Genomic DNA, 25642 nt, shown 5'->3' on the forward strand with positions numbered 1-25642 from the left:
GTGTGGGGAGAAGCCCGGGCTCAGCCGAAGACCGAGCGGACCTGCTCCCGGACGGTGTCCTTGGCGCCGTCGGTGACGCCCTGGTGGCGGGTGGCCGCGCCGCCCGTGCGCTGGTCGACGTGCTTCTGGGCCTGGTCCAGCCCCCGGTTCGTGAGGTCTTCCCGGGCGTGGTCGATATACGTCTTGGGGTTGGTGAGATCGTCGGCGCCCTCTTTGAGCCCGTCGACGTATTCGCCGGCCTTTTCCTTGCCGATGTCCGCGGTTTCGCTGAGCTTGATGCCGTCGCGTTCGCCGAAGTGAGTTTCGATGCCCTGCTCGACGATGTTCTGGGCCATCTCCGTGCCGGCTTCGGTGGCCTTCTCCTTGGCCGCGTCGACGACCTTCTCCTTGACGGTGTCCTTGATCGTGTCCTTGACCGTCTTCTTGGCGTAGTCCATTGCCAGTTGGCGGGCTTCCTTGGAGACCGCCTTCTTCGCCAGCTTCTTGATGGCGTCCATGGTGGCGTGCTCCATGGCCTTGGTGGCCGCCTGCATGACCTCTTGCCTGATTTTGGCGAGGATCTGGCGGACGATGACACGGGTCGCCTGGGTGGCGCCGGCCGCACCGATTTCCGAGAGGCCGAAGGTGAACGGGGCGGCGGCCTGGGCCGCGATGATTTCCGCGGCCAGGATGACGAGTTGCGCGATGACCGCGATTTTTCCGGCGAGCACCGCGATGGCCGCCGCGTCGAAGGCGACGGCGATGACCTCGGCCGCCGCGGCCGCGTCGCGGAGGTAGTTGTCGCCGCTGCCCCCGGAGCCGTTGAACTCGCCCCATTCATGGGAAAAGCCGTCAATGGCCTCGCCGGAGTTGGCGGAGAGCACCTGATTGGCCGCCGATGTGCCCTGGGACTGGGTCTGTTCGACCGACTGCGCGAAATTGCGCCAGGCCGTGGCACATTCGTGGAGCTTGTCCTCGTCGGCGTCGGGCCAGTCGTAGCCCAGTAGGTTCAGGATCCAGACAAGCTCACCTGGCAGCTGCAATGACACAGTGTTCGCCCCCGTGCGGGTATGACCGAATGCGGAGTGGATGGAGAGGCGGGGAAGGGAAGGAGAGGACAGCGCGGGGCGGCGGGGGCGGGGCGATCACGCCGGCCTCCGGAGCCGCCGCGTCCGGCCGCCGCACGACGCGGCAGCCGCCGGCGTCAGAGCTGCGGGCGGCCGACCGCGCTGATGACGTGGATGCCCTGCTCGTCCGATTCGGAGTACGTCCGCGCCATTCCCTGGAGCTTGTCGCCGATGCCCTGGAGGCGTTCGCCGAGGGAGTCCATCGACGTGAACATGCCGTCCCTGATCGGGGTGTAGATCGTCTCGAAGGCGTCGCCGAAGTCGCAGTTCTCCCACGGGCTGCCGAGCCCTTCGAGGTCGTCCTGGAGCTTCTTGGACGCCTTGCTGAAGTCGCTGCCGATGTGGACGAAGGCGTCGCCCTGCGTCTTCAGGACGTCCGGATCGACGTCGAATTCCTTGCCGGCCATCATCGCCCCCGTATTCACAGTATTCACGGTGTGTCCGTGATCGTGTGCGTCACGCCTGACCGGTTACAGGTTAGGCGGTCCGAGTGTAGACGTGTCAAGGCGAGAGCCGGGTAGGGGAGGAGGGACCGCGGGCGCCTCAACGGATATCGGAATTCTGGGGTTTTGGGCGGGTCGGGCTCTTGGTGGCCTTTGTTCGCTTCGCGGAATCGGAGGAGGTGCGGAAATGGGGTACATATGGCGAAGGCGGTGTGGAGGCCGGCGCGGACGGGGTGGGTGATTCCGGTAATCCACGGTCCGGGATGGAGGAGGGTGGCGTCAACGGCGTTCGGCGCCAAAAATCCGGCCGCTTTCGGGGGAGTTGAGGCGGGGGAAATCGACGCCGGCGCGGACGGCGGGGCGGCGGCCCGGACGACCGGTCTCGGCGACCTCGGCGAGTCCCGGCGCGTTCGGCCCGCAGGACCTGCCGGACCTGCCGGACCTGCCGGACCTGCCGGACCTGCCGGACCGGGCGGGCGGACGGCGTGATCACGGGCTCCCGTAGCATTTCCGCTCATGGACGCAGCGGGGAGTGCAGCGCGGAAAGAACCCGGGGACGAGCGGCCCGGCGAGCCCGTTCCCGGGGACGAGGGCGAAGGCCCGGAGGGCGAGGGGGAAGGCCCGGAGGACGAAGGGGACGGCCCGGAGGGCGAGGGGGAGGGGACTGGCGACGAGGCGGAGGACCCGGTACGGGAGGGCCGTACCGGCCTGACGCCGCGTCAGGCCCGTCGCGTACGGGTCGTGCTGGCGTCCGTGCTGATGGCCGCGGTGGCGGTCGTGCTGGTGATCCGCCTCGCCTCGCGCCACTCGGTGCTGGTGGTCGGGGTGTACGGCGCCGCGCTCGTCCTCTGCGGCATCGTCATCGAACTGGCCCGGAACGGGCGCACCCGGCTGGGGACCTGGCTGCTGGGCGTGGGCCTCGCGGCCGCGATCGCCGCCGACTGGCTGCTGCTGCCCTGAGGACCGGGCCCGCGCCGTGCGGTCGTCCTTGCCGGACGGCGTGAGGCGGAACCACGGGCGGCCGCGGGCGCGTCGTCCTCCCCTGATAGGAATGGGGCCCCTGTTTCCAGACCCGAGGAGTTGCCGTGCGGTTCGGAGCGCGCCGGAAGGCGCAAGGTGTCGGCATAGCCGTGCTTGCCATGTCGTTCGCGCTGGCGGGGTGCGGGACGGGGACGAAGCTCGGGGGTGCCGACGTGGCCAAGAAGGTCCTGCCGCCGGGCGAGAGCCTGCCGGCCGAGCTCCGGACCGTGGCCGACAAGCCGTCCAGCCGCCCGCTGGCCGCCAAGAAGTGCAGCTACTTCTCGGACACCCCCGGGGGCTGGTGCAAGGACGCCGTGGCCGCCGGTGACGCCGGGTACCGGAGCAGCGACAAGAGCAGGACCGCGCGGTTCCACGTGGTCGTGTACCGCAGCGACACCGCGGCCAGGAAAGCCTTCCGGCTGTGGGGTCCGTACGTACGGAACAGCTCGACCAAGTACCAGGTGCTGAACGCCGAGACGCTCGGCTCCGAGAGCGTGGCGTTCGCGGGCAACAAGGACTGGACCCGGGACGACCAGAAGCTGGTGATACACCAGGGCCAGTTCATCGGCACGGTCGAGTACCGCGGGAGCACGGCGCAGGGCACCGCCGACCCGACGCTGATCAAGCTGGCGAAAATGTTCACCGAGCGGATGCGACAAGGGGATTAGGAACGCTGTCGCGGAACGGAACGGAACGGGACGGGACGGGACGGGACGGGACGGAAACGGAACGGAGAGGCGTCGGCGCTGTGGCCGGCGCCTCTCCGGCGTTGCGGGCGGGGCGGCCGGTCGTCCCGGCGCGCGACCCGTGGGCTCAGAAGAGCCCCTGCCACATCTGTTCCAGGACGAGGGACCACCAGTTGTCGGGGTTGTCGAGGGACCAGGGGTCCAGGGCGACGAGGTGCTCCTGGAAGGCGGCGAGGGTGGCGCCGGCCGCGTAGGGGTCCTGGGTGGCCAGGCCCTGGCGGGTGGTGGTCAGGAGGGCCAGGGAGCGGAGGTAGGCGGCCAGCGAGCGGTTGACGAAGCGGGCGCCGCCGGTGCCGGGCTGGACGGCCCAGAGGGTGCCGAGCTGGCTCGGGTCGTCCTCCGGGGCGGTGCACTGCACGGCGACGGTGTACAGGCCGTCGGTGCCCAGGCGGACGTAGCCGGTGAGGATGTCCAGGATCTGCGGCTGGGCGTCCGTCCCGGCTTCCCGGAGGTGGGTGCCGACGTCGGTGTACAGGCCGCCGGCCGGGGGGTTGGCGGCGTCGTCGGCGGTGAAGAAGTACGGGACGCGGGCGGGGAGCCCGGCCTCGGCCAGGGTGGCCTTGGTGTCCTCCGGGAGCGGGGTCGCGGCGAGCGCCCCGGGGTCGGCGCGGCGCACCGCGTCGGGCCCGAAGACCTCGGCGAGGTGCGCGCCGAGCTCCGCGCCGGACAGCGGCGGCGCGGGCGCCACGGCCTGCGGAACGGGCGCGCGGTACGGCTGCGGCGGCGCCTGGCGGCCCGCGAGCCGGTGCATGGTCTCGATGTGCCGCAGCAGTCCGGCGATGCCCGCGGCGCGCTCCTCGGGGCGCATGCCGTACTCCGCGGTGCAGGAGAACGCGGCGTTGGGGAACGCGCGCAGCACGAAGTCGCCCGTATAGCCGCCGGGCAGCATCGCCGGCCGCAGGTCGGTGTGGACCGCGCGCACCGCGGCGCCGTCCACGCCGAGCTGCCGCAGCGCGTCGTGGAGCTGGTACTCGGCGGGCGGCAGGCCGGGGCGGGAGACCTTGGCGAGGCTGGTGTCCTCGCCGGTGGACGGGTCCTGGTAGGTCGCCACGGCGGTGTTGCCGGGTCCGGTGACCGGCGGCTGGGCGGCGGGGTCTGCCTGCGCCTGGGTGTTCACGAGCGGTCTCCTTCGGGGCCGTGGGCGGCGTCGGCGGGGGGCGCCGGGACGGCGGTGGTGGGCGCGGGGCCGGTGGACTGGGCGGGGATGCCGGCGGCCGCGGGGGCGGTCGCCTCGCCGGCCGGGGGCCGGGCCGCCGCGGGGGCCGGTGCCGGCGCCAGGATCTGACGGGCCGTCACCCCGCGTTCGGTGGCGGTGAGCAGGACGCCCTCCGGGGAGAGGTCCGCGTCGCGGAACGGGGAGTCGGAGACCAGCGCGGTCACCACCTCGCCGCTCTCCCGGGCCCACACCCGCAGGTAGTCGGCGCCCCGGCTGAACGCGTACGGGGACGCCGCCCGCTCCTCCTCGGACGGGCGCCGCACCCGCGCGGGGTCGGCGTCGACGTACCCGGGGCGGAGCAGGTCGTGGAGGAGGAGGGCGGCGGGCTGCGGGGCCGTCCCGGCCTGCGGCTCCGTCCCCTCGTCCGCCGGTGCGGACTCCGGTGCCGGGGCCGTCTCCGGGGGCGGGAGGGGGCGGGAGCCCGGGGTCCCGGCCGGGACGACCAGGGCGGCGACCGGGCGGGCGGCGCCACCGGACGGCGGCGGGGCGGCCTGGGCCCCGGGGTCCGCCGGAGCGGCCGGGTCCGCGGCGTCCGGCGCCGGGACGAGGCCGGTCGTCACCGACAGGACGCCCGGCAGCGGCAGGCTCCACAGGGTGCGCCACGGCAGCGCCAGGCCCAGCCCGTGCACCGCCTCCGCGTACGGCGGCAGACCGTCCTCCACGAACGCGCTCTCCAGCAGCGCGGCCCGGACCTCGGCCGGCGCCTCGGTGCGGGTGAACAGGGGCGCGGTGCGCAGATACGTCCGGGCCGGCGCGCCCAGCTGGTCCAGCGGTACGGCCTCGACGGCGGTGCGCAGCGCGACCGGGTCGGCGTGGATGAACAGGCCCGGGTCGGTGAGGAGTTGGGGGAGCAGCCCGGCGTCCAGGGTGTGCCCGGCGAGGTGGTCGCGGACGTACGGGTCGGCCCGCGACCAGTCCTGCTGGGGGACCGCCTCCAGCAGCGCCATGGCGATCCGGGTCTGGACGCCGCGGGCGTCCGGCACGGCGGCGCGGATCTCGGCGGCGAGAGCCGGGTGCGCCAGGCGGATGAGGGTGCGGGCGGCCTGGGGGCGCGCCCCGTCCCCGTCCCCGGAAACGTCCCCGGCCGGGTCCTCCTCGCCCCCGGTCTCCACCGGCTCGATGAACGGCGCCGCGAGCAGCATCCCCTCGGCCAGCACCTGGCTCATGTCCCGGCCCGCGACCGCGTCGGCCAGCGGGCGCCAGAGCTGGACGGGAAGGCCGTCGCCCTCCGCGAACGCCAGCGGCGCGAGCATCTGACGCAGAATCAGCGGGTCCGCGCCCAGGCGGCGGGCGTGCAGATCGAGCACCTCGCCCACCGTGGCGGGCAGGTGGCCCTCGTCCTCCGGGTCGAAGCCCTCGGGGCGGGTGAACAGGGACTGGACGGCCAGGCGGACGGTGAGCCGGCTGCCGTCCGCGCGCCGGGCCAGCGCCTCGGCGAGCGCCCGGCGGGCGGCCGGGTCGGTGGTGAACGGCAGGTCGGGGGCGCCCGCCTCCGGGGTGAGCGCCGTCTCGGCCTGGAGGACCAGGCCCTCCGGGTCGGCCCACTCGGGCGCGTCGAGGTCGATCACCTGCACCTGGCCGCGCGGCAGCGCACCGGCCAGCTCGCCGGCGAGTTCCCGGGGGACCTCGGCGAGCAGGTGGACGGTCGGGGTCGCGGCGAGCGGGGCCAGCACCTCCCGGACCAGGCGCGCCGGTTCGTTCGCGGCGCGCACCGGGCCGGCCTGGTCCACGTCCGGGACGACGACCGCCACCGGCTCGTCGAGCGCGGCGAGCGCGGGGAAGACGTCCGCGGCGCGGGCGGCGGCCAGCCCGAGGTGGTCGGCGAGCAACCACAGCACCTGCGCGGCCGTCCGGCCCCGGGGGTCGGGGACGGCGGGGGCCGGGAGGTCCGGCGGGACCGTCGCCGGGTCCAGGTCGTCCAGCGGCAGGCGCTTGCGGTACTCCGGGTCGCACAGCATCAGGAAGCCCGCGACCAGCCGCGAACGGCCGCTGCCGGGGTCGCCGGTGAGCACGATGACGCGCGGCGCGCCCGGCCACCGCATGCGCCAGGCGGCGAGTGCGCTGAGGACGGCGGTGCGGCCGCCGATATACGGATGCGGCGCGTATCCGGGCGCCGTGCCGGCTGCTTCGTCCGAGGCGCTCATGACTTCGTCGTCCCCCACATCATTCCCGCCCTCCACTTCCGTGGATCCGTGCCTGTACCCGGTAGATCCTATGTTCCGGTCCGGGCGGACGGGACGGCCGAGGGGCGGCTGTTCCGGAACTGGCACACACGGCGACCGGCGCGGACGGCGTTCCCGGCCCCGGGGACCGCTCCGGGGCGTACGCATTGCGGGACGTACGCGCTCCACGCGCCCCTTGCACCCGCTTCAACGGATTTCCTGTGCTTCACCCGCAACACCGGGTGTATCCGCTTTAGCGGGTGAATCCCCGGATTTCGTCATCACCGTGCGGGCCGGGACTCCCGGAATTCCCCCGGGCTCCCCGTGCTTCCCGGGACTTCCCCGCACTTTCTCCGGATTCTTCACAGGATGCCGACCGGCGGCGGGCCGCCGAAAGATCAGTAATGGCCAATCCGCCCCGGAAACGCGACGATCCGCCCTCCCCGGCCGGCGTACGGGCCCGGAAGAGCGGATCGATCGGTCGCAGCGGCGGACGGCGTGCGCCCGCGGGGCGGAACGGCGTCCGCCGGCGGCTCAGCGGTGGCCGCGCCCACCGCCCCGGCGCGGGCCGGTGACGAGGTTGAGGCTCGGGCCGTCGCGCTCGGCGCGCTCGCGGTCCTCCTCTTCCTCCTGCTTCTTCTGCCACTCGGCGAACTTCGCGCGGGACTCCTCGCGCTCGGCCATCGTCTGGTCCTCGGCCGCCCGCCGGATCTGGCTGATCCGGTCGCCCAGGGCGTCGAGGTAGCCGGGCGTCTCGATGGCCTCCTTCATGCCCATCCGGCCGGAGAGCACTTCCTTGGCCATCTCCTGGAGCTTGCCGCCCACATTGGGGTTCTCCGCGAGCACCTTCAGTGCCTTGCGCAGGCGGTGGGCCTGCTCGTGATCCTGGGCGACGTCCATCAGGTCCTCGTCCTGGATCTGCCGCTCATCGCTCATGTCTGCCCCCTTGTACGTGGTGGCACAGCAACCGCGCGTGCTGCACCGGCGTCCTGAGTCTAATGACGGATGCGAACGGGTCGTCAAGGCGGGTTGTCGGTATTGCCGCATATTGCTCCGCGTCCCTTCGCCGCTCCGGGCGGAAGCCGCTTCGTGAAGGGCTTCGGGCCTATTGCGGGTGTGCTAGACCTGAAGACGATGTACAGCAGGTCGCTGTCATTCAATTCGGGGAGAAATGATGTCCGATGAAGTCCGGCTCAGTACCGAGGCGCTGCACAAGCTCGGTACGACCTTCGAGATACGAGCGGAAGAACTGAGCCGGCAGCTGAGCGCATTCAGACGGCGCGCGGACGCCGAAGCGCTCAGGGACGGTTTCGGCAGCGACGAGGCGGCCCGGCCGTACCGCGAGCTGTTCGAGGAGGCCGAGCGCGCGCTCTCCCAGCTCCAGCAGCGGCTCGCCGAGGTCGGCGGCGGCATCAAGGAGACCGTGGCCAACACCCAGGCGGCCGAGGACGAGCTCGCCGAGATGATGCGGAGCGTCAAGTGACCGAACCCCGGCGCAATCCCCACGCGCTGCACGAGGCGGCGGCCGGCTGGCGGGACATGGGCCGGCACCTGGACGGGCTGGTCCGCGATCTGGACCGGCACGTCGGTACGGCCGCCGCGGCCGACTGGCACGGCCCGGCGGGCGAGGCGTTCGCCGCCGAGTGGCACCAGCTGAAGCGGACGGTGGACGAGTCCCTGCCGGCCTTCGAACTGGCCGCCGCCGACCTGGACAACGCGGCCGCCGCGTCCCACCCTGGCGGCAGCGGCGGGGGCGACCACGACGCCGCCTCCGCGAACGCCCCGCAGGTGGCGCAGCAGTCCTCGTCCGGCCCGGAGATGGCCTACGGCTTCATGGCGCTGGGCCAGCTCGCCAACGCCCTCGGCGGCTCGTTCGGCCGGCGGGGCAAGGGCGGCGGCGGGGGCGGCCAGAGCCAGGTCCCGCAGCTGCGGCACCAGTGGGAGGGCTCCACCGCCGCCCACGGGCCGGACCCGTTCGGGCCCCGGGACGGCGCGGCCGCGACGCCCGGCGGCACCGGCCTCGCCAAGGGCGTCCGGACGAACCCGGCCGAGGCACAGCGCGCGGCGGACGAACGGGAGGCGAAGGCGGCGTCCGGAGAGAAGGCGGCGTCCGGACAGAAACCGGCCGGGGACGCCCCCGACTCCGGGAAGCCGGCGGAGAAGCCCGCACCGAAGGCCGACGCCACGTCCGACCCCAAGCCCGACACCCCCGGCCAGCCCGCTCCCGACGTCACCCAGCACGGCGCCTTCGGCTGACACCCGGAACGCCAACTCCCGCATCCCACAACGCCGGTGGGGCGCCCCTCCCCGAGGGACGCCCCACCGCCGTCTTTCCGCCCGCGCTGCGGCTACTGCCCGCCGCCGAACGGCAGGAAGCCCGTCTGGACGAGCTGCGCACCGCGCTTGCGCGTGATGAACGTGGCCCGTCCGGGCGTCAGCTGCTGGCCCTTGACGTTGCCCATCAGCGGACCCTCGGCCGGGTCGGCCGACAGGATCAGGCCCTGCGCGCCGAGCTCCTTGGCGCGCTGCATCACCGGCTCGAACGAGGACCGGCCGGCACCCGAGGAGCTGCGCGCCAGGATCAGGCGCAGACCCAGGTCACGGGCGAACGGCAGGTACTCCAGCAGCGGCTGGAGCGGGTTGCCGCTGCTGGTCGCCACCAGGTCGTAGTCGTCGACGATCACGAACGCGTCCGGCAGGTCGTACCAGCTGCGGTTGCGCAGCTGCTCCGGCGTGACGTCCGGACCCGGCATACGCCGGCCCAGCGAACCGGCCAGCCCGCTGATGACCTCCTGCAGCTGCGGCCCCGCGGCGCAGTACTTGTACATATGCGACTCGGGGATCTCGCCGAGCAGCGCGCGCCGGTAGTCGGAGACCACCATCAGCGCCTTGTCGGACGGGTACCGCTCGGCGATCTGCTTGGCCAGCAGGCGCAGCAGCGACGACTTGCCGGACTCGCTCTCGCCGTAGATGACCAGCAGCGGGTCGGTCTCGAAGTCGATGAACGCCGGGGACAGCGTGGTCTCGTCGACACCGATCGCGATGCCGTGCTCGGGGTAGTCCCCGCCGCGCGGCAGATCCGAGGCGTGCAGCATCGTCGGCAGCATCCGCACCTTGGGGGCGGGCTCGCCCTGCCAGTGCTCGCTGACCGTCTGGACGAGGTTGGCGATGCCGTCGCTGATCGTCTCCGGGTCGCTCATCCCGTCCAGGCGCGGCAGCGCCGCGAGGAAGTCGAGCTTCTCCGGCGACAGACCGCGGCCCGGCTTGCCCATCGGGACGTTCTCCGCGCGCTTGCGGTCGAACTCCGACTCCATCGGGTCGCCCAGGCGCAGCTCGACGCGGTTGAGGAGCTGGTCGCGCAGGGCGGGCCGGACCTCGGTGTAGCGGGACGCGCCGACGACCAGGTGGACACCGAAACCGAGACCCCGGGCGGCGATGTCCAGGATCACCGGGTCCAGCTGCTCGTAGTCGGTCTTGAACGTGCCCCAGCCATCGATGATCAGGAAGACGTCGCCCCACTTCTCGTCGGGGAAGGCGCCCGCCGCCCGCCGCTGGCGGTACGTCGAGATCGAGTCGATGTTGTTGGAGCGGAAGAACTCCTCGCGCTGGTTGAGGATGCCGACGACCTCGGCGACCGTACGGCGGACCTTCTCCGCGTCCAGACGCGAGGCGACGCCGCCGACGTGCGGCAGGCCCTCCATGGTCAGCATGCCGCCGCCACCGAAGTCCAGGCAGTAGAACTGCACTTCGGACGGGGTGTGGGTGAGCGCGAACGCCGCCATCATCGACCGCATCAGCGTCGACTTGCCGGACTGCGGACCACCGACGACCAGACCGTGGCCGGCACCGGCGGAGAAGTCGAGGTACATCACGTCGCGCCGCTGCTCGAACGGCTTGTCCACCAGCGCGACCGGCACCACGAGCTTGCCCAGCGCGGTGTACTCCGGCGCGTGCACGCCCCGCTCGGGGGTGACCGCCAGGGCCGGCAGCAGCTGGTTGACCGTGGGCGGCTCCTCCAGCGGCGGCAGCCACACCTGGTGCGCCGGCGGGCCCTGGCCCTGCATCCGCTGGACCATCACGTCCAGGACGGTGTCGGCCAGCGCGTCGTCGATCTCCGGCGCGTCCGGCTCGAGCGGCGTCGGGTCCTCGATGATCTGCTCGATGACCGGGGCGGCCGTGAAGGGCACCGGGAGGCGGGTGCTCCGGCCGCCGCCGCTGCCGCCGCGGCCGCCGCCGCCCGGACCGCGGTAGGTGCCGGAGACGTACGCGGCCTTGAACTGCACCATCGTCTCGGTGTCGTACTTCAGGATGCCGGAACCGGGGACGTTGGGCAGGTGGTAGGCGTCGGGCACACCGATCGCGGTCCGCGACTCGGCCGCGGAGAACGTCCGCAGACCCAGGCGGTACGAGAGGAAGGTGTCCAGACCGCGCAGCTTGCCCTCTTCCAGGCGCTGCGAGGCGAGCAGCATGTGCACACCCATCGACCGGCCGATCCGGCCGATCTGGATGAACATCTCGATGAAGTCGGGCTTGGCGGCGAGCAGCTCGGAGAACTCGTCGATGATCATCACCAGCGACGGCAGCGGGTCCAGCGGAGCACCGGCGGCCCGCGCCTTCTCGTAGTCGGTGATGTTGGCGTAGTTGCCCGCCGAGCGCAGCAGCTCCTGGCGGCGCTGCAGCTCACCGGTGATCGAGTCGCGCATGCGGTCGATCAGCGTGACGTCCTCGCCGAGGTTGGTGATGACCGCCGCGACGTGCGGCATGTCCGCCATACCCGTGAAGGTGGCGCCGCCCTTGAAGTCGGCGAGGATGAAGTTGAGGGTCTCCGAGGAGTGCGTGACCGCGAGCGCGAGCACCAGGGTGCGCAGCACCTCGGACTTACCGGAACCGGTCGCACCGACACACAGGCCGTGCGGGCCCATGCCCTGCTGCGAGGCTTCCTTGATGTCCAGCATGACCGGCTGGCCGTCGCGGTCGACACCGATCGGCACCCGCAGCCGCTCGGACAGCGTCCGGGGCCGCCAGGTCTTGGAGACGTCCAGCGAACCGGCGTCGCCGATGTTGAGCAGATCGGTGAAGTCCAGTGCGGACAAAAGCGGTTCCTCGCCGTCCGCGCCCGAACCGGCGCGCAGCGGCGCGAGCTGGCGGGCCAGCGCCTCCGCCTCGGCGATCGAGAGGGTGTCGCACACGCCGTGGTAGACCGCGCCGCTCGCCGACTCCAGCACCAGCTTGCCCGGCCACACCTGCACGGCCAGCCCGCCGCGGATCTCGTCCAGGTCGCCCGGCACGATCTCCAGGATGGTGACGCCCTGGAGGCCCTCGGCCCCGGCGATCACCGAGTCCATCGGGACCTCGCCGCCGTCCAGCACGATGACCACGTGCGGGGTGTCGGTCACCGGCGGGCCCTGCGGGGTGAACCGCCCGCGCCCCTCCAGCTCGTCCGCCAGCAGTTCCTCGATCTCACCGAGGTCGCCGACGACCAGCCGGCGGGTGCCGGCGCCGTCGGTGGTCTTGTCCTGCACCTGCGGCAGCCACTTCGTCCACTCCCACTCCGCCTGCGCGCCCGGCGCGGCGACGACCGCCACGACCAGGTCCTCGGGCGAGTGCAGGGTGCACAGCTGGGCGACGATGGCCCGCGAGGCGCCGTAGACGGTGTCCGGGTCACCGGAGACCGTCAGGTGGTAGAAGGCGCGCAGCGACACCGCCAGCGGGAGGTTCTCCAGATGGCCGTGCTTGTCGAGGAATTCCTTCATCGCGTGCGCGGTCAGCGGCTCCAGCTCGTCGACCGGAGCGGTCTCCGGTGCCCGCAGCGGGGTGGCCAGCTGCTGGGGGCCGAGCCCCAGGCGCACCTGCGCGAAGTCCGGGTCGTTCGCCCGGCGTTCCCAGACCCGTTTGCCCTCGGCCACGATCGACCACAGCTGGCTGGGGTCGGGGTGGATGAACAGCTGCGCGTCGCGCTGCCGGCGGGCGGTGCGCCGTACCTCTTTCCGCTTCTGCGCAAGGTACTTGAGGTAGTCCTGGCGCTCCTGCACCATCTGTCCGGACGGACCCTGGCGGGCCTTGACGATCTGCATGATCGCCATCGCCAGTGTGGAGGCCACCATGAAACCGCCCATGATCTTCATGAACGGCTGGTTCCCCATGAACAGGAACCCCGCGGACGACGCCATGCCCATCATGGGCATGAAGGTCATCAGCAGATTCTCCGGCTCGCCCTCGCGGGGCAGCTCCGGAGGCGCCTCAAGTACCACCTCCTCCGAGGGGACTTCAGGTGGTAGCGCGCGGGGCGGGCGCTTGACGATGACAACGCTCACCGAGGCATCAGTCCTTCATGCATCTCGCAGTCTCGGACCGCCCCCGTTGGATTCGACGGTCCCCCGAGCCAAGTCCTTGGCCCGACGCAGGCGTTGATCCTACTGTTACGCGTCAAGTCAAGGGGTGGGTGGGGCAGGGCCCCGATCGGACGGTACGCTGACGCCCCGCGAGCGCGCCACAGCCCGGTGAGGACGGCCCTATATATAGGGAGCGCGACGCGACAAAACGCCCAACGGATAGGGGGAACCGCCAGGTGAGCACGAGCACTGGCACCGGCTTCTGCCGGGTCACGGTCGCCGCGCCGGACGCACGGATCGACGTGGCGCTGCCGGAGGACGTGGCACTCGTCGATATCTACCCGGAGATCCTGCGGCTCTCCGGGCAGTCCCAGGCCGAGGGCGCCCCGACCGGCTATCACCTCGTACGCCGCGACGGCACGGTCCTCGACGCCGGCCAGTCGCTCGCGCAGCAGCAGATCCTCGACGGGGACCTGCTGCTGCTCAAGCCGTTCGCCGAGTCGCTGCCGCTGCCGGTCTTCGACGACGTCTCGGACGCCATCGCCTCCGCGGTCAAGCAGAACCGCAGCCGCTGGAGCGACGACCTGATGCGCGTGGTCGGCCTCAGCGCCGGCGTGCTGCTGCTGGTGATGATGGCGTTCGCGCTGTGGTTCTCCAACCCGGTCGACCGCGATATGCACCGCCTGCCCGGCATCATCGCCGGTGTCGTCGGCGTCGTCCTGGTCTCCCTGGCCGGCGTCCGCGCCCGGGTCTACGACGACCACGCCTCCTCCATCGCCCTGGGCCTGGCGTCGCTGCCGCACCTGCTGATCGCCGGCTCCGGCATCTTCCCCGTCGACCCGGGCTCCGGCCCCGGCCGGCTGCACCTGCTCGTCGGCTGTGTGACGGTGCTGATCGCCTCGGTGCTGCTGGTGGTGCTGCTGCCGCGCGGCGACGCCCCCTTCGTGGCGGCCGCCTTCCTCTCCGCGATCGGCACCCTCGCGGTCTTCGCCGCGATCCTCACCGACGCCGCGCCGCGCGAGGTCGCCGCGGTCACCGCCGTGGTCTCCATCGCCATGGTCGCCTGGCTGCCCGGCCTCTCCGCCCGCTTCGCCCGGCTGCCCATCGGCTACCGCTCGCCCGACCAGATCGCCAAGGGCGCCCTGGAGTCCGGTTCGTCCGAGACCGAGTCGGTGGACTTCGTGAAGATCGGCAACCAGGCCAAGCGCGGCCACGAGCTCCTGCTCGGCCTGGTCGCCGGCTGCTCCGCCCTGGTCGTCGGCTCCGCCGGTATCGTCCTGGGCTTCTCCGACAACGTCTGGGCCCAGGTCCTGGCGATGGCCGCGGGCATCACGATCATGCTGCGGGCCCGGCTCTTCGACTACACCGCGCAGGTCGCCTGCCTGACCGTGGCCGGCATCCTCACCATCGTGCTGCTCATCCTGGGCATCGCGCTGCACCCGCCGACGGACATCTTCATCACCCTGGAGCGCTTCCAGGACGCCGGTCCGCTGAACGTCCGCACGGTGTGGTTCTCGGCCAGCATCGCGGTGGGCGCCGCCATCCTCGTCGGCGTCGGCCTGGTCGTTCCGAAGAAGGGCGTCACCCCCTTCTGGGGCCGGATCTTCGACATCTTCGACGGCCTGGTCCTGCTGTCCCTGGTGCCGCTGTGCCTGGCGGTCCTCGACGTCTACAGCACCGTGCGCGGCCTGACCAGCAGCTAGCGGTACGGCACCTGCGACGGAGCGGCCCCCCGACCACCCGGTCGGGGGGCCTTTTCCAGCTGGTACGCTGTGTGACGGTCCATTCGAGTCATCCGACGATTCCCTGTGAAGCAGACCAGGGGCGCTCATGGACCGGAATCATCGAGGAGTACGCGTGTCGCTCGACGCCGCAACGAAGAAGCAGATCATGGCCGAGTTCGCGACCAAGGAGGGTGACACCGGTTCCCCCGAGGTCCAGGTCGCGCTGCTCTCCCGCCGCATCTCGGACCTCACCGAGCACCTCAAGACCCACAAGCACGACCACCACTCCCGCCGTGGTCTGCTGCTGCTCGTCGGCCAGCGCCGCCGCCTGCTGCAGTACCTGGCGAAGAAGGACATCACCCGCTTCCGCCAGCTGGTGGAGCGGCTGGGCATCCGCCGCGGCGCGGCGGGCGCCAAGTAACACGGCGTAAAGGGAGCGGTTCCCACCGGGGACCGCTCCCTTTGCCGTACGCACCGGACGCCCGTACCACCGCGCGGTGGACGGAAGCTTTGTAGTCTGGTGCCATATCGCAAAAGCGAACGCGGTAGAGCGCCCTTTGGCCGCCGGTCCTCGGTAGTGGCCCCCGGACGGCCCATGGTCCCGACCATGCGGCAGCACCCCGGGTGCTTCGATCGAAGACCGGCCCGCACCGGCGCTCCACCGAAGACGGTCCCCTGCCACACGGGCAGCGGACGCAGACGAGGAGATATTCCTGGTGGAGAACGAGACCCACTACGCCGAAGCCGTGATCGACAACGGTTCCTTCGGCACCCGCACCATCCGCTTCGAGACGGGCCGCCTGGCCAAGCAGGCCGCCGGCTCCGCCGTGGCCTACCTGGACGACGACACCATGGTGCTGTCGGCCACCACCGCCTCCAAGCAGCCGAAGGACCAGCTGGACTTCTTCCCGCTGACCGTCGACGTCGAGGAGCGGATGTACGCAGCCGGCAAGATCCCCGGCTCCTTCTTCCGCCGTGAGGGCCGCCCCTCCGAGGACGCCATCCTCACCTGCCGCCTGATCGACCGCCCGCTGCGCCCGTCCTTCAAGAAGGGCCTGCGCAACGAGATCCAGATCGTCGAGACGGTCATGGCGCTCAACCCCGACCACCTCTACGACGTGGTCGCCATCAACGCCGCCTCCTGCTCCACGCAGCTGGCCGGCCTGCCCTTCTCCGGCCCGATCGGCGGCACCCGCGTCGCCCTGATCAACGGCCAGTGGGTGGCGTTCCCCACCCACAGCGAGCTGGAGGACGCGGTCTTCGACATGGTCGTGGCCGGCCGGGTACTGCCCGACGGCGACGTCGCGATCATGATGGTCGAGGCCGAGGCCACCGAGAAGACCATCGAGCTGGTCAAGGGCGGTGCCGAGGCCCCGACCGAGGAGGTCGTCGCGGCCGGCCTGGAGGCCGCCAAGCCCTTCATCAAGGTCCTGTGCAAGGCCCAGTCGGACCTCGCCGCCAAGGCCGCCAAGCCGACCGGCGAGTTCCCGGTCTTCCTCGACTACCAGGACGACGTCCTGGAGGCCCTCACCAAGGCCGTCAAGGACGAGCTGGCCCAGGCGCTGACCATCGCCGGCAAGCAGCAGCGCGAGGCCGAGCTGGACCGCGTCAAGGCGCTGGCCGCCGAGAAGCTGCTCCCGGAGTTCGAGGGCCGCGAGAAGGAGATCTCCGCCGCGTACCGCTCGCTGACCAAGACCCTGGTCCGCGAGCGCGTCATCAAGGAGAAGAAGCGCATCGACGGCCGCGGCGTCACGGACATCCGTACGCTCGCCGCCGAGGTCGAGGCGATCCCGCGGGTCCACGGCTCGGCGCTGTTCGAGCGCGGCGAGACCCAGATCCTGGGCGTCACCACGCTCAACATGCTCCGCATGGAGCAGCAGCTGGACACCCTCTCCCCGGTGACCCGCAAGCGCTACATGCACAACTACAACTTCCCGCCGTACTCCACCGGTGAGACCGGCCGCGTCGGCTCCCCCAAGCGCCGCGAGATCGGCCACGGCGCCCTCGCCGAGCGCGCGCTGGTGCCGGTGCTGCCCACCCGCGAGGAGTTCCCCTACGCGATCCGCCAGGTCTCCGAGGCGCTGGGCTCGAACGGCTCGACGTCCATGGGCTCGGTCTGCGCCTCCACGATGTCGCTGATGAACGCCGGTGTGCCGCTCAAGGCCCCGGTCGCCGGCATCGCCATGGGCCTGATCTCCCAGGAGATCGACGGCGAGACGCACTACGTCACCCTCACCGACATCCTCGGTGCGGAGGACGCCTTCGGCGACATGGACTTCAAGGTCGCCGGTACCAAGGAGTTCGTCACCGCCCTCCAGCTCGACACCAAGCTCGACGGCATCCCCGCCTCGGTCCTGGCCGCCGCGCTGAAGCAGGCCCGCGACGCCCGCCTGCACATCCTCGACGTGATGAACGAGGCCATCGACGTCCCCGACGAGATGTCCCCGAACGCCCCGCGGATCATCACCGTCAAGATCCCGGTGGACAAGATCGGCGAGGTCATCGGCCCCAAGGGCAAGATGATCAACCAGATCCAGGAGGACACCGGCGCCGACATCACGATCGAGGACGACGGCACCATCTACATCGGTGCCGCCGACGGCCCGGCCGCCGAGGCCGCCCGCGCCACGATCAACGGCATCGCCAACCCGACCATGCCGGAGGTCGGCGAGCGCTACCTCGGCACGGTCGTCAAGACGACCACCTTCGGCGCGTTCGTCTCCCTGCTCCCGGGCAAGGACGGCCTGCTGCACATCTCGCAGATCCGCAAGCTCGCCGGCGGCAAGCGCGTGGAGAACGTCGAGGACGTGCTCGGCGTGGGCGCCAAGGTCCAGGTCGAGATCGCCGAGATCGACCAGCGCGGCAAGCTCTCGCTGATCCCGGTCATCGAGGAAGAAGACACGGCAGCCGACACCACGAAGGACGACTCCGCCAAGTGACGTCCCGTACGTTCACGACGACGGCCCGCACCTCCTCGGAGGGGCGGGCCGTCGCCCGTACCCAAACGCTTCTCCAGGGCGCCGCGGGCGCCGGCACGGTCCGCCGCACCACCCTCCCCGGCGGGCTGCGCGTGGTCACCGAGACGCTGCCCACCGTCCGCTCCGTCACCTTCGGGATCTGGGCGCACGTCGGCTCCCGCGACGAGACCCCGGCCCTGAACGGCGCCACCCACTATCTGGAGCACCTGCTCTTCAAGGGCACCGAACGGCGCTCCGCGCTCGACATCTCCGCCGCCATCGACGCGGTCGGCGGCGAGATGAACGCCTTCACGGCGAAGGAGTACACCTGCTACTACGCGCGGGTGCTCGACGCCGACCTGCCGCTGGCCATCGACGTGGTCTGCGACATGCTCACCGGCTCGCTGATCGACACCGAGGACGTGGACGCCGAGCGCGGCGTGATCCTCGAGGAGATCGCGATGACCGAGGACGACCCGGGCGACTGCGTGCACGACCTGTTCGCGCAGACCATGCTGGGCGACACCCCGCTGGGCCGCCCCGTCCTGGGCACCGTCGACACCGTCAACGCGCTCACCGCGCCCCGGATCCGCCGCTTCTACAAGAAGCACTACGACCCCACGCACCTGGTCGTCACCGCCGCCGGCAACGTCGACCACGCCAAGGTCGTCCGCCTGGTCCGCCGGGCCTTCGAGCGGGCCGGCGCCCTGGACCGGCAGGACGCCGTCCCGGTCGCCCCGCGCACCGGCAGCCGCGCCCTGCGCACCGCCGGCCGGGTCGACCTGCTGAACCGCAAGACCGAGCAGGCCCATGTCGTGCTCGGCGTCCCCGGGATGGCCCGCACCGACGACCGGCGCTGGGCGATGGGCGTGCTGAACACCGCCCTGGGCGGCGGGATGAGCTCCCGCCTCTTCCAGGAGGTCCGCGAGAAGCGCGGCCTGGCGTACAGCGTCTACTCGTTCACCTCCGGCTTCGCCGACTGCGGCCTGTTCGGCGTCTACGCCGGCTGCCGCCCCAACCAGGTCCACGACGTCCTCAAGATCTGCCGGGACGAGCTGGACACGGTGGCGTCCGAGGGCCTGACCGACGACGAGATCCGCCGCGCCGTCGGCCAGCTGCGCGGCTCCACCGTCCTCGGCCTGGAGGACACCGGCGCGCTGATGCACCGGCTCGGCAAGAGCGAACTGTGCTGGGGCGAGCACATGTCGGTCGACGAGATGCTGGCCCGGATATCGGCGGTGACCCCGGACGAGGTCCGCGCGGTGGCCCGTGATGTCCTGGGCGCACGCCCCTCGCTGTCCGTCATCGGCCCCCTGAAGGACCGGCAGGCGGCCCGCCTGGACGACGCCGTCGCCTAGGCCGGCGGAACGGCGCCAGCGGGCTGCCGCCCACCCCGAGAGAGAACGGAAAACGATGAGCAAGCTGCGCGTGGCCGTCCTGGGCGCCAAGGGGCGCATCGGCTCCGAGGCCGTACGGGCCGTCGAGGCCGCCGACGACATGGAGCTGGTCGCGGCCCTGGGCCGGGGCGACTCCCTGGACACGCTGGTCGAGACCGGCGCCCAGGTCGCGGTCGAACTCACCACGCCCGACGCGGTGATGGACAACCTCGGCTTCTGCCTGCGCCACGGCATCCACGGAGTCGTCGGTACGACGGGCTGGACCGACGACCGCCTCGCGCGGCTGCGCACCTGGCTGGACGCCGCCCCCGGCACGGGCGTGCTGATCGCCCCGAACTTCTCCATCGGCGCGGTGCTCACCATGAAGTTCGCGCAGGCGGCGGCCCGCTTCTTCGAGTCCGCCGAGATCGTCGAGCTGCACCACCCGAACAAGGCCGACGCCCCCTCCGGCACCGCCGCCCGCACCGCCCAGCTGATGGCCAAGGCCCGCGCCGAGGCCGGCTGCCCGCCCCAGCCGGACGCCACCGCCACCGCCCTGGACGGCGCCCGCGGCGCGGACGTGGAGGGCATCCCGGTGCACTCGGTACGGCTGCGCGGCCTGCTGGCGCACCAGGAGGTGCTGCTCGGCGGGGTGGGGGAGACCCTCACCATCCGCCACGACTCGCTGCACCACAGCAGCTTCATGCCGGGCATCCTGCTCGGCGTCCGCCGCGTGGTGGACACCCCGGGCCTGACGGTGGGCCTGGAGAACTTCCTCGATCTGGACTGACGGGATCGACGGGACCGACGGGACTGACGAGCAGGACGGACTGACGGACATGGGCGGAAAGATCACCTACATCTTCCTCGCCACCGTGCTGGTGCTGGTCTTCGGCGTGGTGGCGATGGAGGGCGTCCTGCTGCTGCTGACGGGCGAGCCGGCGGCCATGGGCATGGGCGCGGTGGCCTTCGTCCTGCCGTGCCTGGGCGCGTGGTTCCTGTGGGCCAACACCCGCTTCGCGCGCGACGCCAACCGCCTCGCCCGGGAGCTGGCGGCGGAGGGCGGCCTGCCGGCCGACGACCTCGCCCGCACCCCCGGCGGCCGGATCGACCGGGACGCGGCCGACGAGGTCTTCGCCCGGCGGCGGGCCGAGACCGAGGAGGCGCCCGGCGACTGGCGCACGTGGTTCCGGCTCGCCGTCGCCTACCGGGACGCCCGGGACACCCCGCGCGCCCGCAAGGCGATGCAGCGCGCCATCGCCCTGCACGACGGCCGGCCGGTGCCCGGCGACCGCCGGCCCGCCCGGACCGGCTGACGGCCCCACCGGGTCCGGCTGACGGCCCCGTACGACTCCCGGAGCGCAGACGACGACCGCCCGGGCCCGCAGGCTTTTAGCCGTACGGGCCCGGGCGGTCGTGTGCGTAGCGTCAGGGGCGTCGGGCGCGCCGGGGCCTCAGGGGCGGTACTCGTCCGCCCACGCCGCCAGGACGTCCGCGGCCCGCGCGAACCCCTCCGGACGGCCCAGGAAGTCCGCGCCGCGGTCGGTGAGCAGCTCGCGCGGCTCGCCCCGCACCGGCTCGGCGCGCAGCGCCTGGCCCTGCACCGTCCGCGGCAGCCCCAGCCAGCGCACCGGCTGCTGCACGGTGCGGACCGCGCCGACCGCCGACCACGGCCATGTGGTGGTGCGCAGCAGCCGCGCCTGCCGCAGCCCCTGGGAGCTGACCCACACCCCGGCCCGTACGAGCCGCAGGGCCAGCGCGATCACCAGCAGCCCCACCGCGGCGCAGACCGCGGCACCGTCCGGCGACCCGGCCAGCGCGATGATCAGCGCGGAGAGCAGCACGAAGGACGCGAGCAGCAGAAACACCGCCGCCGCCCCCACCCGCCACGGTCCGGGGCGGTAGGGGCGGCGCCAGGTGTCGGGGCCGTCGTACGGCGGGGGGACGGGGTCGGCGCGGCCGTCGGCCTTGAGGGCGCGGTCGGCCGTCAGGAAGGGCAGGGGCACGGCGGGTCCTCACTCGCGGCTGGCCGGCACGGAACGGCGTGCCGGCGGACGTGAGCGGTGAGGCTATCGGGAGCGGCGGAGCGGAACCACCCGGTGGCCCGCTCCGCCGGCCGCTCAGCGGTGCTGCGCCGCCTCGGACTGGTGCACCCCGGTCGAGCCGGAGGTGTCCTGCTGCAGGGCGGGCAGCCCGAACAGCAGGGCGCCCGTCAGGCCGCCCACCACGGTGAGTGTGATCAGGGACTGGCCGACGAGCTGCGCACGCGAGGGACGCGGGCGCGGCGGCGGAGTGACATTGCTGCGGAACCGGTCTGCCTCGGCAACGAAGGCGAACGGGACGGGCTCTCGCCGGCGGAACATGAGGTGGCTCTCCTAGGAACCTCGAAGTGGGCACTGTCACAGGTAGAGACGGTTGAGCCGCCCGTTTGGTGCCCGTTTTCCGTTACTTCTGTGAAAAATATCAACCGCCGTCCGCACGGCGGCGACCGGGGTCCGTTTTGTCGCTAACGCCGCATCAGCTGGCATTTCCCGGCCTGTCAGTGGCGGGCCGTAGGCTGGACGCGCACGAGGATCGAACGGAAGGAACCGCCGGTGACCCACACCCCCGACAGCGCCGAGAGCGCACCCGTCAGCTTCCGCGGCGAGGTGACGGTCGAGCTGGTCAAGCACAGCGCCGCGGACAGCGATGTGCTGTGGGCGGCCCGGGTCTCCACGGCCGGCGAGCAGTCCCTGGAGGAGCTGCAGAAGGACCCGGAGCGCTCCAAGGGCCTGATCAACTTCCTGATGCGCGACCGGCACGGCAGCCCGTTCGAGCACAACTCCATGACCTTCTTCATCAGCGCGCCGATCTTCGTCTTCCGCGAGTTCATGCGCCACCGCGTCGGCTGGTCGTACAACGAGGAGTCCGGCCGCTACCGTCAGCTGGAGCCGGTCTTCTACGTCCCCGGCGCGTCCCGCAAGCTCGTCCAGCAGGGCCGCCCCGGCAAGTACGAGTTCGTCGAGGGCACCCCCGCGCAGCACGAGCTCACCAGCCGCGCCATGGAGGACTCCTACCGCCAGGCGTACGCCGCGTATCAGGAGATGCTCGCCGCCGGCGTGGCCCGCGAGGTCGCCCGCGCCGTCTTGCCCGTCGGCCTCTACTCCTCGATGTACGCCACCTGCAACGCCCGCTCCCTGATGCACTTCCTCGGCCTGCGCACCCAGCACGAGCAGGCGAAGGTGCCGTCCTTCCCGCAGCGCGAGATCGAGATGGTCGGCGAGCAGATGGAGGCCCACTGGGCCCGGCTGATGCCCCTCACCTACGCGGCCTTCAACGCGAACGGCCGCATCGCCCCGTAGGGTGCCGCCGCGCCGCCCCGCCGGGAATTCCCGGCCGGGGCGCGCTCCGGCCGGGGCACCCGCAATACCCATCCGAAGTGTCCGGATTGCGGCATTTTGAGAAGTTCATCTACGCTGAACAAACGGACCCGGCACTGCTTGAACCCCCGAGCAGGCAGTGCCGGAGTCCACATCCTTGGCTCCCCAGAGGCACACCCCGCGGCGCCCTACGAGTAGCGTGGGACCCATGGCTCCGACTTCCACACCGCAGACCCCCTTCGGGCGGGTGCTGACCGCCATGGTCACGCCGTTCACGGCGGATGGCGCTCTCGATCTCGACGGCGCGCAGCGGCTCGCCGCCCACCTGGTGGACGCCGGCAACGACGGCATCGTCCTCAACGGCACCACCGGAGAGTCCCCGACCACCAGTGACGCGGAGAAAGCCCAGCTGGTCCGCGCCGTGGTCGACGCCGTCGGCGACCGCGCCTTCGTCGTCGCCGGAGCCGGCACGAACGACACCCGGCACAGCGTCGAGCTGGCCCGCGCCGCGCAGGACGCCGGCGCGCACGGCCTCCTCGCCGTCACGCCGTACTACAACAAGCCGCCGCAGGAGGGCCTGCACCGCCACTTCACGGCGATCGCGGACGCCACCGACCTGCCCGTGATGCTCTACGACATCCCCGGCCGCAGCGGCGTCCCGATCAACACCGAGACCATGGTGCGGCTCGCTGAGCACCCGCGGATCGTGGCCAACAAGGACGCCAAGGGCGACCTCGGCCGCGCCAGCTGGGCCATCGCGCGCTCCGGCCTGGCCTGGTACAGCGGCGACGACATGCTCAACCTCCCGCTGCTCTCGGTCGGCGCGGTCGGCTTCGTCTCCGTCGTGGCCCATGTCGTCACCCCGGAGCTGCGCGCCCTGCTCGACGCGCACCTCACCGGCGACGTCACCAAGGCCACGGAGATCCACCAGAAGCTGCTGCCGGTCTTCACCGGCATGTTCCGCACCCAGGGCGTGATCACCACCAAGGCCGCCCTCGGCCTCCAGGGCCTGCCCGCCGGACCGCTGCGGCTCCCGCTGGTCGAGCTCTCCCCGGAGGAGACCGAGCAGCTCAAGCGCGATCTCGCCGCCGGCGGGGTACAGCTGTAGACACAGACTTCATAACTGCATACGGACCAACAACCGCCACACAAGCAAGTGCACGAATGTCATGCGCGCCACGTGCCCCGAAGGCAGCGTGGCGCGCATGGTGAGGAGAGTCTTTTGAGTCATCCGCACCCCGAGCTCGGCGCCCCGCCGAAGCTTCCCGAGGGCGGCCTCCGGGTCACCCCGCTCGGCGGCCTGGGCGAGATCGGCCGCAACATGACGGTCTTCGAATACGGCGGCCGGCTGCTGATCGTCGACTGCGGAGTGCTCTTCCCCGAGGAGGAGCAGCCCGGAATCGACCTGATCCTGCCCGACTTCACGTCCATCAGGAACCGCCTCGACGACATCGACGGCATCGTGCTCACGCACGGCCACGAGGACCACATCGGCGGTGTCCCCTTCCTCCTCCGGGAGAAGCCGGACATCCCGCTGATCGGCTCCAAGCTGACCCTCGCGCTCATCGAGGCCAAGCTCCAGGAGCACCGGATCCGCCCGTACACCCTCGAGGTCGCCGAGGGCGACCGCGAGCGGCTCGGGCCCTTCGACTGCCAGTTCGTCGCGGTCAACCACTCCATCCCGGACGCCCTCGCGGTCGCCATCCGCACCCCCGCGGGCATGGTCGTCCACACCGGCGACTTCAAGATGGACCAGCTCCCGCTGGACCGCCGGCTGACCGACCTCCCGGCCTTCGCCAAGCTCGGCGAGGAGGGCATCGACCTCCTCCTCACCGACTCCACGAACGCCGAGGTCCCGGGCTTCGTCCCGCCCGAGCGCGATATCTCCAACGTGCTGCGCCAGGTCTTCGCCGGCGCCCGCAAGCGGATCATCGTGGCCAGCTTCGCCAGCCATGTGCACCGCATCCAGCAGATCCTCGACGCCGCCCACGAGTACGGCCGCCGGGTCGCCTTCGTCGGCCGCTCGATGGTCCGCAACATGGGCATCGCCCGCGAACTGGGCTACCTCAACGTCCCCGCGGGCCTGGTCGTCGACGTCAAGACCCTCGACGACCTCCCCGACGAGGAAGTGGTGCTGGTCTGCACCGGCTCCCAGGGCGAGCCGATGGCCGCGCTGTCCCGGATGGCCAACCGCGACCATCAGATCCGCATCGTCCAGGGCGACACGGTCATCCTGGCCTCGTCGCTCATCCCCGGTAACGAGAACGCGGTCTACCGCGTGATCAACGGCCTCAGCCGCTGGGGCGCCAACGTCGTCCACAAGGGCAACGCCAAGGTCCACGTCTCGGGCCACGCCTCGGCCGGCGAGCTGCTGTACTTCTACAACATCTGCAAGCCGCGCAACCTCATGCCGGTGCACGGCGAATGGCGCCACCTGCGCGCCAACGCCGAGCTGGGCGCCCTGACCGGCATCCCCAAGGACCGCATCGTCATCGCCGAGGACGGCGTGGTCGTCGACCTGATCGACGGCATCGCCAGGATCAGCGGCAAGGTCCAGGCCGGCTACGTCTACGTCGACGGCCTCTCGGTCGGCGATGTCACCGAGACGCACCTCAAGGACCGCCGCATCCTCGGCGACGAGGGCATCATCTCGGTCTTCGTGGTCGTGGACAGCAGCACCGGCAAGACCGTCGGCGGACCCAACATCCACGCCCGCGGTTCCGGTATCGACGACGACGCCTTCGTGGGCGTCGTCCCGAAGATCGACGAGGCGCTGGCCAGGGCCGCCCAGGACGGCGTCGCCGAGCCGCACCAGCTCCAGCAGCTGATCCGCCGCGCGGTCGGCAAGTGGGTGTCGGACAACTACCGCCGCCGCCCGATGATCCTCCCCGTGGTCGTCGAGGTCTGACGGACGCGTCGTACGACGCTTGAACCACGAGCGGGGCGCCCGGATTTGCATCCAGGCGCCCCGCTCCAGTACGTTTACGGCTCCGCCAGAACGGGAAGCCCCGCACGCCTGTGCGTACGGACCGCTCCTCCCAGCCAGGCGGAATTCCGACCCGGAGCAATCTGATAAAGTCGGATCAGCCGAAAGACAAACCCCCTCCGACGAAAATCGGAACCGAATTCGAACCACCCGCGGCTCACCGAGCGGCGGACCGGGAACGAAAAAGGATCTGATAAAGTCGGAACCGCGAGAAA

21 protein-coding genes are annotated in these 25642 nt (G+C 71.6%); 13 read left to right on the plus strand and 8 right to left on the minus strand.

Annotated elements, in window-relative coordinates:
- Positions 1 to 20: 20 nt before the first annotated feature.
- On the minus strand, positions 21 to 1028 hold the full coding sequence (locus ADL22_RS21695; protein ID WP_066982206.1) for a PE-PGRS family protein: 1008 nt from the start codon (positions 1026 to 1028) through the stop codon (positions 21 to 23).
- A gap of 155 nt (positions 1029 to 1183) precedes the next feature.
- On the minus strand, positions 1184 to 1540 hold the full coding sequence (locus ADL22_RS21700) for a WXG100 family type VII secretion target (protein ID WP_234430796.1): 357 nt from the start codon (positions 1538 to 1540) through the stop codon (positions 1184 to 1186).
- A 525-nt stretch (positions 1541 to 2065) separates the two neighbouring features.
- Here ADL22_RS21700 and ADL22_RS36330 point away from each other — a divergent pair.
- Together ADL22_RS36330 and ADL22_RS21710 are read left to right on the plus strand one after the other, a co-directional pair.
- Entirely contained in the window at positions 2066 to 2509 is a 444-nt protein-coding gene (locus ADL22_RS36330) for a hypothetical protein (RefSeq protein WP_066982211.1), read from the plus strand.
- A 170-nt stretch (positions 2510 to 2679) separates the two neighbouring features.
- The gene (locus ADL22_RS21710) at positions 2680 to 3237 is read left to right on the plus strand and encodes a hypothetical protein (protein ID WP_159048701.1); all 558 of its coding nucleotides are present in this window, start codon (positions 2680 to 2682) and stop codon (positions 3235 to 3237) included.
- A gap of 145 nt (positions 3238 to 3382) precedes the next feature.
- Here ADL22_RS21710 and ADL22_RS21715 read toward each other — a convergent pair whose 3' ends face one another.
- From ADL22_RS21715 to ADL22_RS21725, 3 genes are all read right to left on the minus strand, one after another.
- The gene (locus tag ADL22_RS21715) at positions 3383 to 4432 is read right to left on the minus strand and encodes an SUKH-4 family immunity protein (RefSeq protein WP_066982216.1); all 1050 of its coding nucleotides are present in this window, start codon (positions 4430 to 4432) and stop codon (positions 3383 to 3385) included.
- The gene (locus ADL22_RS21720; protein WP_107116360.1) at positions 4429 to 6675 is read right to left on the minus strand and encodes a hypothetical protein; all 2247 of its coding nucleotides are present in this window, start codon (positions 6673 to 6675) and stop codon (positions 4429 to 4431) included. The genes ADL22_RS21715 and ADL22_RS21720 overlap by 4 nt, the downstream gene beginning before the upstream one ends.
- Before the next feature lie 552 nt (positions 6676 to 7227).
- A complete protein-coding gene (locus ADL22_RS21725) occupies positions 7228 to 7629 on the minus strand; it encodes a hypothetical protein (protein ID WP_066982221.1) in 402 nt (133 codons plus the stop codon).
- Positions 7630 to 7867: 238 nt separating this feature from the next.
- On the opposite strand from ADL22_RS21725, the gene ADL22_RS21730 reads away from it, so the two are divergent.
- Positions 7868 to 8176 carry a hypothetical protein gene (locus ADL22_RS21730; protein WP_066982283.1) on the plus strand — a complete coding sequence of 103 codons (309 nt, stop codon included), beginning with the start codon at positions 7868 to 7870 and terminating at the stop codon, positions 8174 to 8176.
- Positions 8173 to 8949 carry a WXG100 family type VII secretion target gene (locus ADL22_RS21735; protein ID WP_066982229.1) on the plus strand — a complete coding sequence of 259 codons (777 nt, stop codon included), beginning with the start codon at positions 8173 to 8175 and terminating at the stop codon, positions 8947 to 8949. Before ADL22_RS21730 ends, ADL22_RS21735 begins: the two co-directional genes overlap by 4 nt.
- A gap of 92 nt (positions 8950 to 9041) precedes the next feature.
- On the opposite strand, the gene eccCa is transcribed toward ADL22_RS21735, so the two are convergent.
- Positions 9042 to 13007, minus strand: coding sequence for a type VII secretion protein EccCa (gene eccCa / locus ADL22_RS21740; protein ID WP_066982233.1), 3966 nt, complete (start codon positions 13005 to 13007; stop codon positions 9042 to 9044).
- 254 nt (positions 13008 to 13261) lie between these two features.
- Here eccCa and eccD point away from each other — a divergent pair, with 254 nt between their 5' ends.
- From eccD to ADL22_RS21770, 6 genes are all read left to right on the plus strand, one after another.
- The gene (eccD, locus tag ADL22_RS21745; RefSeq protein ID WP_066982235.1) at positions 13262 to 14728 is read left to right on the plus strand and encodes a type VII secretion integral membrane protein EccD; all 1467 of its coding nucleotides are present in this window, start codon (positions 13262 to 13264) and stop codon (positions 14726 to 14728) included.
- Positions 14729 to 14882: 154 nt separating this feature from the next.
- Positions 14883 to 15170 (plus strand): 30S ribosomal protein S15, encoded by a 288-nt coding sequence (rpsO, locus tag ADL22_RS21750; protein WP_030624900.1) that lies wholly within the window; start codon positions 14883 to 14885, stop codon positions 15168 to 15170.
- Between the two features lie 295 nt (positions 15171 to 15465).
- Positions 15466 to 17688 carry a polyribonucleotide nucleotidyltransferase gene (locus tag ADL22_RS21755; RefSeq protein WP_066982238.1) on the plus strand — a complete coding sequence of 741 codons (2223 nt, stop codon included), beginning with the start codon at positions 15466 to 15468 and terminating at the stop codon, positions 17686 to 17688.
- Positions 17685 to 19064, plus strand: coding sequence for a M16 family metallopeptidase (locus tag ADL22_RS21760; RefSeq protein ID WP_066982254.1), 1380 nt, complete (start codon positions 17685 to 17687; stop codon positions 19062 to 19064). Before ADL22_RS21755 ends, ADL22_RS21760 begins: the two co-directional genes overlap by 4 nt.
- A 55-nt stretch (positions 19065 to 19119) precedes the next feature.
- Positions 19120 to 19872, plus strand: coding sequence for a 4-hydroxy-tetrahydrodipicolinate reductase (gene dapB / locus ADL22_RS21765; protein ID WP_066982257.1), 753 nt, complete (start codon positions 19120 to 19122; stop codon positions 19870 to 19872).
- A gap of 49 nt (positions 19873 to 19921) precedes the next feature.
- Complete coding sequence (locus tag ADL22_RS21770) at positions 19922 to 20398, plus strand: hypothetical protein (RefSeq protein ID WP_066982261.1); 477 nt, start codon at positions 19922 to 19924, stop codon at positions 20396 to 20398.
- A gap of 138 nt (positions 20399 to 20536) precedes the next feature.
- Here ADL22_RS21770 and ADL22_RS21775 read toward each other — a convergent pair whose 3' ends face one another.
- Positions 20537 to 21088 (minus strand): phage holin family protein, encoded by a 552-nt coding sequence (locus tag ADL22_RS21775; RefSeq protein ID WP_066982264.1) that lies wholly within the window; start codon positions 21086 to 21088, stop codon positions 20537 to 20539.
- A gap of 114 nt (positions 21089 to 21202) precedes the next feature.
- A complete protein-coding gene (locus tag ADL22_RS21780; RefSeq protein ID WP_066982267.1) occupies positions 21203 to 21445 on the minus strand; it encodes a hypothetical protein in 243 nt (80 codons plus the stop codon).
- A gap of 231 nt (positions 21446 to 21676) precedes the next feature.
- Here ADL22_RS21780 and thyX point away from each other — a divergent pair, with 231 nt between their 5' ends.
- The 3 genes from thyX (at position 21677) to ADL22_RS21795 (ending at position 25349) form a co-directional block, all read left to right on the plus strand.
- Positions 21677 to 22423, plus strand: coding sequence for an FAD-dependent thymidylate synthase (gene thyX / locus ADL22_RS21785; protein ID WP_066982269.1), 747 nt, complete (start codon positions 21677 to 21679; stop codon positions 22421 to 22423).
- Positions 22424 to 22649: 226 nt separating this feature from the next.
- Positions 22650 to 23549 carry a 4-hydroxy-tetrahydrodipicolinate synthase gene (gene dapA / locus ADL22_RS21790; RefSeq protein WP_066982271.1) on the plus strand — a complete coding sequence of 300 codons (900 nt, stop codon included), beginning with the start codon at positions 22650 to 22652 and terminating at the stop codon, positions 23547 to 23549.
- Between the two features lie 114 nt (positions 23550 to 23663).
- The gene (locus tag ADL22_RS21795) at positions 23664 to 25349 is read left to right on the plus strand and encodes a ribonuclease J (protein ID WP_066982274.1); all 1686 of its coding nucleotides are present in this window, start codon (positions 23664 to 23666) and stop codon (positions 25347 to 25349) included.
- Positions 25350 to 25642 lie beyond the last annotated feature (293 nt).

Source organism: Streptomyces sp. NRRL F-4489 (genome assembly GCF_001509485.1).
Taxonomy (GTDB): Bacteria; Actinomycetota; Actinomycetes; order Streptomycetales; family Streptomycetaceae; genus Streptomyces.

Coding starts and splice junctions, on each gene's coding strand:
- dapB (WP_066982257.1), top strand. CDS start 19,120: ATGAGCAAGCTGCGCGTGGCCGTCCTGGGCGCCAAGGGGCGCATCGGC.
- ADL22_RS21780 (WP_066982267.1), bottom strand. CDS start 21,445: ATGTTCCGCCGGCGAGAGCCCGTCCCGTTCGCCTTCGTTGCCGAGGCA.
- ADL22_RS21730 (WP_066982283.1), top strand. CDS start 7,868: ATGTCCGATGAAGTCCGGCTCAGTACCGAGGCGCTGCACAAGCTCGGT.
- ADL22_RS21770 (WP_066982261.1), top strand. CDS start 19,922: ATGGGCGGAAAGATCACCTACATCTTCCTCGCCACCGTGCTGGTGCTG.
- ADL22_RS21725 (WP_066982221.1), bottom strand. CDS start 7,629: ATGAGCGATGAGCGGCAGATCCAGGACGAGGACCTGATGGACGTCGCC.
- ADL22_RS36330 (WP_066982211.1), top strand. CDS start 2,066: ATGGACGCAGCGGGGAGTGCAGCGCGGAAAGAACCCGGGGACGAGCGG.
- dapA (WP_066982271.1), top strand. CDS start 22,650: ATGGCTCCGACTTCCACACCGCAGACCCCCTTCGGGCGGGTGCTGACC.
- ADL22_RS21720 (WP_107116360.1), bottom strand. CDS start 6,675: ATGAGCGCCTCGGACGAAGCAGCCGGCACGGCGCCCGGATACGCGCCG.